Below are 11312 nucleotides of genomic sequence, written 5' to 3' on the forward strand. Positions count from 1 at the left end.
ATGGATACGGGGCTGCTGTGCTGTCCGGTTACTTCGGCGGCTCGGTCGGATCGACCAATCCGCAGCGCTGAATCTCGTACTTCGGGACCCGATCGATCCGGTACTTGGCGAAATCGAGCGACTGCACCAGGTTGTGCCGCCAGCGGTCGAAGGTCAGCGGCGCGCGCACCGAGGCCAGCATGTCCTGGGTGGCGGGGCAGGACAACGCGGTCCGCGCCTGCGTGGTCCACTTCTCGTCCAGGAACCACGGCATCCACGGGTGCTTGTCCACCATGCCGGTGTCCACGACCACCCAGTCGGAGTAGAGGTTCTTGTCGTGGCCGATGCGGCCGTCGGTCAGTCGATCGGTGTGCGAGGCAAGCGGATACGCCAGGCCCATCTGATCGATGACGCGTACCTCCAGCGGGACGTTCATGCTGGTCATGCCGAGATTCAGGAAGAACACCACGTGTTCCTGATTGCCCTCGGGGACCGGTGCGGGCACCAGGTACCAGTTCATGAACGAGGGCGAGCTGAGCAGCAGCGCGCCGTCCTTCGAATTCTCGATGTCCCGGACCATGGCGCGGATGCGCGGATAGTCCAGGTAGTCCTCGGCGCGGATCGGGTGGTCGTGGCCGGTGTTGAGCACGTAGTAGACGCGCTCGTCCACGATGCCGTTGGCCCGGATCTTGGTGCCGGTGGTGATCGCCGTGGTGTCGGCCGCGAACAGCGCCCACCCCGTGGTCCCGGCGAACGCGGCCAGCACGACCACGAAAGCCCAATCCAGTCGGCGCATTCCGGTCTCGCCCGCCGCCACCGTGCGCGGCAGCCGCAGCGGCAGCACCGCGACGGGCAGGATCAGGCAGAACACCTGCGGCAGCAGCATGCGACCGTGCATGAAGTCGCCGCCGACCCGGATCTCGTAGACGGTGAGCACGAATCCGCTGCCCAGCATGAGCGCGACCACCGCGGCGGGGGTCCGCAGCCAGTGGCTGAAACTGTCAATTCGCCCGCGCCATCCGGCTTTCCGGGATTCGCCCGGGTGATAGGAACCGGAGAATTGGTCGCGACGCTGCCGCCCGACCACTACACCGGCCACCAGCAGCACCAGCAGCGGCAGCCACAGCCAGTACGGCCCGACCAGATCCCAGAGATAGACCAGGCCCTGGCCCCACTTCGCGCCGCCGGCGTCCTTGGCCACCGCGGTGTTCGGGTAGGGCAGGCCGTAGTAGCCCATCCGCCAGATCTGGTAGGCCACGGGCAGCAGACCCGCGACCGCCACGATCAGCACCCGGAACAGCCAGGGCCGCAAGCGGGTCTCGGGCGCCGGGGCGCAGAACAGCATGAGCAACGCGAGCGCGCCGACCAGTGTCATCTCCGGGCGGATCAGCGGGGCCAATCCGGCGAAGAAGACGAGGGCGAGAAAGCCCGCGGGGCGCACCTTCTCGGCCTGGGACCAGCGCACCATCCCCCACCACAGCACCGCCAGCCAGAAGATGACGAGGCAGGACTCCAGTCCGGAGGTGGCGTAGTCACGCGCCGGGGGCAGGGCGATGTAGACCAGCACGCCCGCCGGAAGCAGCAGCGCGGAACCCGTTCCGCCCCACAGCCGGGCGGTGCCGAGCATCGCGAACACGATGGCCAGCACCGACAGCGTGAGCGCGATCCCGAGCACCACGTATTCCAGCCGGGCCTGGGTCAGCCAGCTGAAGAAGTAGACGATGTAGGTCCAGGCCGTGCTGGTGTTGGCCTCGACGCGTTCGTCGACATTGAAGACCGGACCGTTGCCCGCCAGCAGGTTTCGCACCGTGCGGAGAACGATCAGGCCGTCGTCGGCGATCCAGCGCCGTTGCCACGCACCGGCCGCGAACAGTGTCGCGGTCAGTGCGATCCCACCGATGAACGTGGCTCGGGATAGTCGCGAGGCACCGCGCGCGGAGTCATCCGCACGCCGACGGGCGCGACCGACCGGCAATTGTGCCGTCGGCGCGCCCGTCTCTCGCTCTTCTCCCTCTACCACGTCAGGTGAGATAGACAGCGACACCCAGAGCTCCGATCAAGGCGACTGCGAGGAACTGGAGGACCCGGTCCCCCAGGGCGATCTCTTCCGGCTCACCCGCTTCGCCGCCGTCGACGTCCACCGCGTACCGCATGATGGCGATGACGAACGGAATCATGGAGATGGCGAACCAGATGGTGTCCTTGGCGCGATCCTGCTCGAACGCCCACAGACCGTAGAACACGACGACCGCGGTGGCCGACAGGGTCCAGACGAAACGCAGGTAGGTCGGCGTGTAGTACTCCAGCGACTTGCGGATCTTCGCACCGGTGTCGAGCGCGTATTTCAGTTCGGCGTAGCGCTTTCCGGCCGCCATGAACAGCGAGCCGAACGCCATGATCAGCAGGAACCACTGGGACAGACGGATATCCGAGGAGACGCCGCCGGCGACCGCGCGCAGCAGGAAGCCCGACGACACGATGCAGATGTCCAGCACCGCCTGGTGCTTGAGACCGAAGCAGTAGGCCAGCTGGATGCCGACGTACACCGCCATCACCACGGCCAGATGCCAATTCGCGGCGAACGACAGCACGACCGAGCCGACCAGCAGGACCGCCGAGAGCGCGTAGGCCAGGTTCACCGGCACCACGCCGGCCGCGATGGGCCGGAAACGCTTGGTCGGGTGGGCGCGATCGGCTTCCACGTCGAGGGCGTCGTTGACCAGGTAGATGCCCGACGCTGCCATGCAGAACACCACGAACGCCAGGGCCACGTGCCCGAGCACCGATACGTCGCTGATCACCAGATCGCCCGCGGCGGTCTTGCCGGCCGCCAGCGGCGCGGCCAGGACCAGCACGTTCTTGATCCACTGGCGCGGGCGCATGGCCTTGATCAAGCCGCCGCCCAACGTCTTCGGCGGTCCCTTGACGACCGCCTCTGCCAGGTCGGTGCTGGTCGGCTCTTCGCTCATGTCAACGATGGCTTCTTCCTGGGCGGTCACTTCGCGAGTCTCTTTTCGGCGGCGAGCACGGCGGCGGCTGATGCTGCGCCCAGCGCGGAACCCGCCAGCACGTCGGAGGGGTAATGCACACCGAGGACCACCCGCGAGAGCAGCATCGGCGGGACGAGCACCGCAGGCAAGGGTAGCCCGGTCAACCGGCCGAGCAACACAGCCGCCGCCGTGGTCGAGGTGGCGTGCGAGGACGGGAAGCTGAGCTTCGACGGCGTCGACACGTTGACCTGCACCGACGGATGGTTCGGGCGGGGGCGGCGGACCACGCGCTTGATGACCACCGAGGCGGCGTGCGCGCCGAACGCGCCGACCGCGACACCGGCCCACTGGCGCCGGCGCGGCTTGTCGACCAGCGCGCCGACCGCGGCGATGCCGATCCAGCCCAGCGAATGCTCACCGAAGTGGGACATGCCGCGGGCGGCCTTCACGACCGCCGGGTTCTGGCCGATGGTGCCCTGCACCAGGTTGAGAATCTTCACCTCGGCCGGGGCGGCGGCGGGAGTCGCCGACGCGTCCGGGACCGCGTGCAGTCCGCGGTCCACGCCGGAAGCTGGCTGTGCAGCCGTCATTTGGGCTCATTCCTCGTCTGGGTGGCGTCGGGAGCGGCGTCGATGCCGAAGACGTTCTCCCACGCGGCCTTGCTGGTGAGATGCGCGTGCGCGCGACGATACTGCTCGCGCACCTCCGGGAAACGCTCGGCCAGCTCCTTGCGCAGGCGCATGGCCTCGGTGAACAGCTCCTTGGCCTTGCGCGGATCCCGCTTACGGTAGACGACGCCGCGGCCGTCGGCGGTGGTGACGGTGACACCGTCCACCTGCGAGAGCAGGAACCAGCGCGCGTCCAGCGTCGGCACGTTCAACTGCGGGGTGTCGTGATGCGCCGGGTTGGCCTTGCGGAAGTTGTGCAGCACGCCCTTGCCGAGCCGCACCACCTTGGCGAGCGGGTTGCCCGGTTCGCCGACCGCGCCGACCTCGGCCCGTGAGGCCAGGGGCAGCTCGGTGGAGGACGGCACCACGACCGCGTCCGGGAACTCCTTGCGCATGGCGTGCACCTTGCCCAGCGCGGTCGGCAGCAGCTCGAAGAGCTTGCCCGGCCCGGCGAGGTAGTCGCGGATCGCCTCGTTCTGGATGGCGACCGTCGAATACTCCAGGCACAGCAGGTGTTTCAGCGTGGCCTTGATGGTGTTGACCACCATCGGGCGGCCGTCGTTGGGCAGGTGCAGCGAGGCGACCACCAGGCGGTTGCGCAGGTGGAAGTAGGCCTGCCAGTCGATGGCGTCGTCCTTGTCGGACCAGGCCATGTGCCACACCGCGGCGCCCGGCAGGGTGACCGTCGGGTAGCCGTGTTCCCTTGCGCGCAAACCGTATTCGGCGTCGTCCCACTTGAGGAACAGCGGCAGCGGCTGCCCGATCTCCTCCGCCACGTGGCGCGGGATGACGCAGGTCCACCAGCCGTTGAAGTCGACGTCGATGCGCCGGTGCAGCAGCTTGGAGTTGTCGCGGTCGCGCAGCGGGTTCTTGGCGAAGTCGTGGTCGTACTCGACATTGGGGGCCGCGGTCCACATGAAGATGGAGCGGTCCACCACCTCGCCCATCACGTGCAGGTGCGAGCGCTCCTGCAGGTTGAGCATCTGACCGCCGGTCAGGATGGGCGACTTGGCGAAACGCGAGAAGGCCAGCGCGCGCAGGATGCAGTCCGGCTCGATCTCGATGTCGTCGTCCATGTAGACGATGTACTCGGCGGTGGTGGTCTTCAGCGCCTCGTACATGACCCGGCTGTAGCCGCCGGAGCCGCCGAGGTTGGGCTGGTCGTGGATGGCCAGCCGACCGCCGAGGCGGGCCGCGGCCTCGGCGAAGCCGGGCTCGTCGATCACCTTGCGGGTGCCCTGGTCGGGGATGATGACGGCCTCGATCTTCTCCAGCACCAGTGGATCGGAGCCGAGGGCCGTCAGCGTCTTGACCGCGTCGGTGGGGCGGTTGAAGGTCGGCATGCCGACGGCGATGCTGCCCTCACCCGGCGCCTCGATGGGCGCGTACCAGCCGCCGCTGCGCATTTCGACGTGGCTGTCGGTGGTGATGTCGAACCAGATCCAGCCGCCGTCCTCGAACGGGCCCAGATCCACCTCGAACTCGACGAAGTCCGCGGCGGCCGCGCCCTCGCCCGGCGTGCTGAACTCATTGCCCTGCACGTGGATTCGGGAGCCGTCGGCCTTGGAGCGGTAGACGTCGACGCGGCCGTGGCCGGACAGTTCCAGGCGCAGCACGACCGACTTCAGCACGCTCCAGCGCCGCCAGTAGCTGGCCGGGACCGCGTTGAAGTAGGTGCAGAACGACACCTCCGACTCCGCGCCGATGGCCAGCGCGGTGCGCGTGATGGCATGCGCGCGACGGGAATTGGTGTCGGATTCCTCGAGGTACAGCTTGCGGACGTCCAGCGGTTCACCCGGCCGGGGCAGGATGATGCGCTGGAGCAGGGATACGGCGCGAGTCTCGGTGCTCATGTCTTCCCGCGTGAGTTGGGCGGTCATCAGGCCTCATCCACCAGCGGCGCGCCGGATTCCAGGTGCGGGCGCAGCACATTGTCGAACATGCTGAGCGCGGCGCCGATGGCCATGTGCATATCCAGGTACTGATAGGTGCCCAGACGGCCGCCGAACAGCACCTTCGCCGATGCGGTCTCGGCCTTGGCACGCTCGCGGTAGGCCAGCAGCTTGGCGCGGTCGTCGGGGGTGTTGATGGGGTAGTACGGTTCGTCGCCGGTCTGGGCGAAGCGCGAGAACTCGCGCATGATGACCGTCTTGTCGGTCGGGTAGTCGCGCTCGGGGTGGAAGTGGCGCGGCTCGATGATGCGGGTGAAGGGGACATCCGCGTCGTTGTAGTTCATCACCGAAGTGCCCTGGAAGTCACCGGTTTCGAGCACCTCGGTCTCGAAATCGATGGTGCGCCAGCCGAGTTCGCCTTCGGCGTAGTCGAAGTAGGCGTCCAGCGGGCCGGTGTAGACGACCGGGGCGTCCGGGTTCTGGGCACGGATCTCGTCGCGCACGTCGAACCAGTCGGTGTCGACACGGACCTCGATGAGGTCGTTCTCGGCCATCTTCGACAGCCACGCGGTGTAGCCGTTCTTCGGCAGGCCCTCGTAGTCGTCGTTGAAGTAGCGGTTGTCGAAGGTGTAGCGGACCGGCAGGCGGGTGATGTTCCCGGCCGGGAGCTCCTTCGGGTCGGTCTGCCACTGCTTGGCGGTGTAGTCACGGATGAATGCCTCGTAGAGCGGGCGGCCGATCAGGGAGATGGCCTTCTCTTCGAGGTTGGAGGCGTCCTTGGTCTCGATCTCCGCGGACTGCTCGGCGATCAGCGCCCGCGCCTCGTCGGGCGTGAAGTAGCGGCCGAAGAACTGCGAGAGCAGACCCAGGCCCATGGGGAACTGGTACGCCTGGCCCTTGTGCTTGGCGAAGACGCGGTGCTGGTACCCGGTGAACTCGGTGAACTGGTTCACGTAGTCCCACACCCGCTTGTTGGAGGTGTGGAAGAGGTGGGCGCCGTACTTGTGGATTTCGATGCCGGTTTCGGGATCCGCCTCCGAGTACGCGTTGCCACCCAGGTGGTAGCGGCGTTCAACCACCAGAACCCGCTTTCCGAGCAGGTTGGCGGTGCGTTCGGCGATGGTCAGCCCGAAGAAGCCGGAGCCGACAACGATCAGATCGAAGGGGGATGCGACGGTCACGGTCGCCCAGACTACCGGCACTGCCCGGGGGCGCGCGTCGGCTCCGGCGGGGGCGGTGGGCAGGGGTGGCGCAGGCCATCCCGGCGAATGGGATTCGTCGCGGGGTTTTCGCTCAGAGTTCACGAAACGACAGACAGTTGCGTCATGAAAGCTGTATTACATATCGACTCGATTTGTAACACCGACCAGTTTGTTGCCGTGTGATTGCGCGGCCCCTCGAAAGACCACGTACATGCGCCTCGCACGATTCGCCCCGCTCGTCGGGGCATTGTCCATCACCGCCATCCTGAGCACGGCCGCCCTCGTCCCGGGCGCGGCCCCGGCTCGCGCCGACGAGGGCGACACCCTCGCGGCAGCCGAGATCGCCGACGCCGGCGACGTCTGCGGCAAGCCCGCCGCAACCTTCGATGACGTCATCACCGCGGCCGCCACGGCCATTCGCACGGTGGTTCCGGCCGAACAGCAAGCCGCTTACGATCGCTCGGTCGAGGACTTCCGGCAGAACGTCGCCTCGATCCACGTGCACCGCAACGGGCTGCTGCCGCTCGGCCCCGACGAGGTCAATGACCGTACGCAGTTCCTCGACGACCCGATCGTCACCTACATCGTCAACAATCTGGACGCCGTCAAGACCGGCGACCTGCACAAGACCATCGCGCTCTCGCAGCTGAAGGTGCGTGACGTGGTCGAGGTGTTCATTCTCGCCACCCGCATCGTGAAGATCCCCGCCCAGTTCGCGTCCAGCCTGGTGCCGACCGTCGGCTTCGTGCTCAAGCCGGTGGTGGGCGCGCTGTTCAACGGCGTGAAGTCACTGGCGCGGTCGGTGCAGTCGCAGCTGTCGCTGGGCTGCAATGCCAATGGCGGGTATCAGAAGCTGCGACTGGATCTGCCCGACGAGCGCGTGGACGTGCCGCAGCCGCTCATCGACCTGGCCAACCAGCTCACCAAGGCCGACGGCACCTGCACCACGCTGGCCGAACTGAAGACCGGCGACCTGGTCGAGCGCACCCGCAAGTTCCTCACCACCGCGGCCGGACTGCCCGTCGACCCGGCGTCGGTGAACGCCAATGCCGATGCACTGCAAGGCTTCCTGCACGAGAACCGGGTCGCCGACATCATGATGCTGCGCCGCACCGAGCAGCTCGGCCCGATCGTGGACGCCATGGACTACGGGCCGCTGACCTTCCTGGCCAACCTGGGCTTCGACATCTACGAGGGCCGCGCCCTCAACACCCTGCCGCTCGCGGATGTGAAGGTGGAGAACGTCTTCGCGCTCATCACCTTCGCCCTCGACACCACGAGCCTGCTGCTCACCGCCGGCACCACCATCGCCGGATTCACCGGGGTGGGCGCGGCCATCACGACACCGTTGGGCATCGCCCAGACCATCGCCTTCGCGCCCACCACCTACGGTATGCCGATCCTGCGCGGCGTCATGCAGTCGATGTGCGCGGCGTGACCGGATACTGACGACACGACAGCCTCCCGATGCCGACACGCACGACACGGGCTTCGGCACGCGGGCGAGACCTGCGCGATGGTGCGCAACGCGCCTTCGCGCAGGTCTACGCTGAGGTAGAAACCTTGGGAGGTGCCGTGACAGCCGAGCCGCATCGCATCGAGACCGCGCCTGGCGGGCTGACCGTCGCTGATATCCGGGCGGGCTACGACCCGGGTTTCCGCTTCGAACTCGAGGACGGTGTGGCCGTGATGATGGCGTCCGCCACGCGCTGGCACAACCGTGTCCAACGGCATCTGGCCATTGCGATGGAGTCCGTCTGCCCAGCAGAGCTGTCGGTCGAGGTGGAGCAGGCGGTCGAGATCACCGAGGACTTCGCGCCGGTGCCGGGCATTCTGGTCATCGATATGGCGGCCGCGCTGCCCGAGGCGAACGTCTATCCGAAGGCCGCGGTCCACCTCGCGGTCGAGATCGTGTCGCCAGGCACCCGCCGCAAGGATCGGATGATCCGGCCGATGGACTACGCACGCGCCGGTATTCCGTACTTCTGGCGCATCGAGGCCGAGGACTTCGAACCCACCGTCTACACCTTCCGGCTGGACGACGCCATGGGTCAGTACTCCCCCGTCGACGTCCATCGAAAGCTGCTGCGCACCGATCAGCCCTTCGATATGGAGATCGGCCTCACCGGCCTCGGCGGCTGAACGCCACATGCCCTGCTTCCCCTCCAGTGGAAGGGTAAGCAGGGCATGAACTTTCGACTACAAGCGGACTTCGCTGAATACCCTGATCGCGTCCCGGACATACTCGGCGGTGCCGTCGCCGTGCTTGTCGTAGTTCTTCGCGAAACGCGGGTCGGCGACGTACATGTCGCCGAGACCGTTGAAGTACTGGGCGGTCACCGGTCCACCGGACGGGGACGCCCCGAGCCAGTCGTGGTGGCGCTGCACGATGGCCTGCACCTCGTCGCTGTCGACCGGCAGGCCCGCCGCATGGGCGCGGCCGTAGTCGGCGGCGATATCGAGGTGGACCTGCTGGAACGCCTTCTTCTCGGCGTCGCTCATGGCGTTCCACCACTGGTTGCCGCTGTCCCAGGCCTGCTTGCCCCAGCGTTCGATGACCTCGTCCTTGTACCGGGCGTGGTCGAATCCGTCGAATACCTCGTCTGCCATCAGTTCTGCACCTGCTTCCGTCTTGCGCAATGTTGTTTGCACCGAGGCGATCTGGCGCGCGATCCGGTCCTGCTCGTTTTTCAGCAATTCCAGATGGGTGCGCAGGGCGGCGGCGGTGTCCTTTTGGCCGGCGAGCACTTCGGCGATGGCCGGAAGGCCGAGACCGAGCTCGCGGAGTAAAAGGATGCGCTGCAACCGGACGAGGGATTCCTGGTCGTAATAGCGGTAACCGTTCGATCCGATCCGGCTCGGCGGCAATAACCCGAGCTCACCGTAATGCCGCAGGGTGCGGCTGGTGGTTCGGGCGACCGCTGCCAATTGCTGGATGGACCATTCGGCTGCCACGTTCCGGCCTTTCGTATCCTCTCGTTCTCCTCGACGAATTCAGGATGCAAGTTGACGCAGCGTCAAGGTCAAGCCCCGACCAGTATGCGCCGGTCGGGGCTCGTTCGAGGGACTTACGCGCCGGCGGTGCACTCGCTGTAGCGCACGTGCACGGACTGCTTCGGCGGGGCCGAGCTGCCGAACATGGCCGGCGGGGACGGCAGCCAGTTGGTGAGCCGGTCCATGGCGTCACGCTCGGCCTCGGCGCGGTTGCGGCCCGAACCGCCGTAGTAGTAGGAGTGGTCCGCGCTCTCCGCGATAGCGCCGCAGCCGTTGGCGAACTGCACCATCACCTTGCAGCCGCGGTGGGCGCACTTGTTCAGCGCGGCCGCGTCGGAGGCACCCCAGCTCGGGTAGTTCCAGGCGGCGCCGTAGAAGGTGCCGCCGTCGGTGCTCAATGCGAGCGTGCCGTACAGCGAACCGTCCGGTCCCCGCTCGGCATTGGCGGTTCCGGCCCCCAGCGACGTCACCAGTACGGCCGCCGCGGAAACGAACATGGTCAGGGCGAGCTTGCCCGAGAAAGCCATTCGAATTCTCCCCATTTCGCAGCGGCCGCTGCGCATGGGCCGCTACTGCTCTCGGTGGTGCGATCACCACTGCCGGATTTCTATCACGGGCCACCGACACGGCCAAGTCAGTTTCCGCCGGAACCGGCTGCCGGGCATAGCTTTTCCGAATAGCTCCGGAAGTGGGGACTTGCCAACCACTTGCGGGCGTGACATGCTCCACGCGCGTGCCCCCGGGCTCCCGAATTCGGCGCGCTGGAATCGATTTTTCGTGGGATGGGGAAAACCTGATGAAGTCTGCGGGCCGCGCCCGAGTTCTGCACTGGGCGGCCGCGGCCGTCACTGCGGTGAGCTCCGCCCTCCTGTTCGCCGGCTCCGCGGACGCCGCCCCTGTGGTGACGCTCGGCGGTGGCTCCGGCGTCTACGTCGAAGACCTCCAGGACGCCACCTCGGTCAGCGAGTGCACCATCACCGCGATGGGCTACGACAACAAGAACCAGCTGGTCGGACTGACCGCCGGCCACTGTGGTGAGGTCGGCGCGCGCATCGCCGCCGAGTACACCCGCTCCGGCGGTATCGGCGTCATCGCCGAGAAGGACGAGGAGATGGACTGGGCCATCATCGTCTTCAACGCCGACCGGGTGATCCCGACCCGTCAGGTCGCGCAGTCGGTCATCAACGCGGTGGGCGCGCCGCCGCAGATCGGCGAGAACGTCTGCAAGAACGGCCGCACCACCGGTTTCACCTGCGGTCCGGTGTGGGAGACCAAGTCCACCTACTTCCGTAGCCAGGTGTGTGCCAACCACGGTGACTCGGGCGCGCCCGTGCTGCGCGGCGACCAGCTGGTCGGCATGGTGGTGGCGGGCACCGACTTCCGGGCCGGGCCGATCACCATCGAACTGCCGCTGTGCACCGGTGGCGGCAACCTGATCCACGAGCCGGAGCTGGCCACCAACATCACCACGGTGTTGGCCGACATCGACCATCACGGCGGGGCGGGCGCGGGTTTCCGCATCGCGTAAGCATTTCGACGCCGGGTGAACCGGAGAACACCGCGGGGCGTGACCGGATCATCGGTCAC

The 11312-nt window shown here is 67.1% G+C and carries 10 protein-coding genes; 3 read left to right on the forward strand and 7 right to left on the reverse strand.

Features of this window, described 5'->3' with window-relative positions; all coding sequences use genetic code 11:
• Window positions 1-28 precede the first annotated feature (28 nt).
• The 5 genes from zomB to glf are packed head-to-tail and all read right to left on the reverse strand — an operon-like array spanning window position 29 to window position 6710.
• Window positions 29-1954, reverse strand: a complete 1926-nt coding sequence (gene zomB, locus ACFV4K_RS31325; protein ID WP_379279808.1) for a flagellar motor control protein ZomB — start codon at window positions 1952-1954, stop codon at window positions 29-31.
• Window positions 1955-2000: 46 nt separating this feature from the next.
• On the reverse strand, window positions 2001-2948 hold the full coding sequence (locus tag ACFV4K_RS31330; RefSeq protein ID WP_379279793.1) for a decaprenyl-phosphate phosphoribosyltransferase: 948 nt from the start codon (window positions 2946-2948) through the stop codon (window positions 2001-2003).
• 26 nt (window positions 2949-2974) lie between these two features.
• Window positions 2975-3559: a phosphatase PAP2 family protein gene (locus tag ACFV4K_RS31335; protein ID WP_379279795.1), complete on the reverse strand. Its 585-nt coding sequence runs from the start codon at window positions 3557-3559 to the stop codon at window positions 2975-2977.
• Entirely contained in the window at window positions 3556-5517 is a 1962-nt protein-coding gene (locus ACFV4K_RS31340) for a glycosyltransferase (RefSeq protein ID WP_379279797.1), read from the reverse strand. The genes ACFV4K_RS31335 and ACFV4K_RS31340 overlap by 4 nt, the downstream gene beginning before the upstream one ends.
• Window positions 5517-6710, reverse strand: a complete 1194-nt coding sequence (gene glf / locus ACFV4K_RS31345) for a UDP-galactopyranose mutase (protein WP_379279799.1) — start codon at window positions 6708-6710, stop codon at window positions 5517-5519. The genes ACFV4K_RS31340 and glf overlap by 1 nt, the downstream gene beginning before the upstream one ends.
• A 232-nt stretch (window positions 6711-6942) precedes the next feature.
• Here glf and ACFV4K_RS31350 point away from each other — a divergent pair, with 232 nt between their 5' ends.
• On the forward strand, window positions 6943-8169 hold the full coding sequence (locus tag ACFV4K_RS31350; protein ID WP_379279800.1) for a hypothetical protein: 1227 nt from the start codon (window positions 6943-6945) through the stop codon (window positions 8167-8169).
• A 137-nt stretch (window positions 8170-8306) separates the two neighbouring features.
• Window positions 8307-8873 (forward strand): Uma2 family endonuclease, encoded by a 567-nt coding sequence (locus ACFV4K_RS31355; protein ID WP_379279802.1) that lies wholly within the window; start codon window positions 8307-8309, stop codon window positions 8871-8873.
• Between the two features lie 57 nt (window positions 8874-8930).
• On the opposite strand, the gene ACFV4K_RS31360 is transcribed toward ACFV4K_RS31355, so the two are convergent.
• Window positions 8931-9686 (reverse strand): MerR family transcriptional regulator, encoded by a 756-nt coding sequence (locus ACFV4K_RS31360; RefSeq protein ID WP_379279803.1) that lies wholly within the window; start codon window positions 9684-9686, stop codon window positions 8931-8933.
• A gap of 113 nt (window positions 9687-9799) precedes the next feature.
• Window positions 9800-10252 (reverse strand): DUF4189 domain-containing protein, encoded by a 453-nt coding sequence (locus ACFV4K_RS31365; RefSeq protein WP_379279805.1) that lies wholly within the window; start codon window positions 10250-10252, stop codon window positions 9800-9802.
• 269 nt (window positions 10253-10521) lie between these two features.
• Here ACFV4K_RS31365 and ACFV4K_RS31370 point away from each other — a divergent pair, with 269 nt between their 5' ends.
• Complete coding sequence (locus tag ACFV4K_RS31370; RefSeq protein WP_379279807.1) at window positions 10522-11253, forward strand: S1 family peptidase; 732 nt, start codon at window positions 10522-10524, stop codon at window positions 11251-11253.
• The last annotated feature ends 59 nt before the right edge of the window (window positions 11254-11312 follow it).

Origin of the sequence: Nocardia sp. NPDC059764 (assembly GCF_042732555.1) — a bacterium.
Classification (GTDB): Bacteria; Actinomycetota; Actinomycetes; order Mycobacteriales; family Mycobacteriaceae; genus Nocardia.

What these genes read in the sequence shown, in the direction of transcription:
- ACFV4K_RS31330 (WP_379279793.1), bottom strand. Translation starts at nt 2,948, where the DNA reads ATGAGCGAAGAGCCGACCAGCACCGACCTGGCAGAGGCGGTCGTCAAG.
- ACFV4K_RS31335 (WP_379279795.1), bottom strand. Translation starts at nt 3,559, where the DNA reads ATGACGGCTGCACAGCCAGCTTCCGGCGTGGACCGCGGACTGCACGCG.
- ACFV4K_RS31340 (WP_379279797.1), bottom strand. Translation starts at nt 5,517, where the DNA reads ATGACCGCCCAACTCACGCGGGAAGACATGAGCACCGAGACTCGCGCC.
- ACFV4K_RS31350 (WP_379279800.1), top strand. Translation starts at nt 6,943, where the DNA reads ATGCGCCTCGCACGATTCGCCCCGCTCGTCGGGGCATTGTCCATCACC.
- ACFV4K_RS31365 (WP_379279805.1), bottom strand. Translation starts at nt 10,252, where the DNA reads ATGGCTTTCTCGGGCAAGCTCGCCCTGACCATGTTCGTTTCCGCGGCG.
- ACFV4K_RS31370 (WP_379279807.1), top strand. Translation starts at nt 10,522, where the DNA reads ATGAAGTCTGCGGGCCGCGCCCGAGTTCTGCACTGGGCGGCCGCGGCC.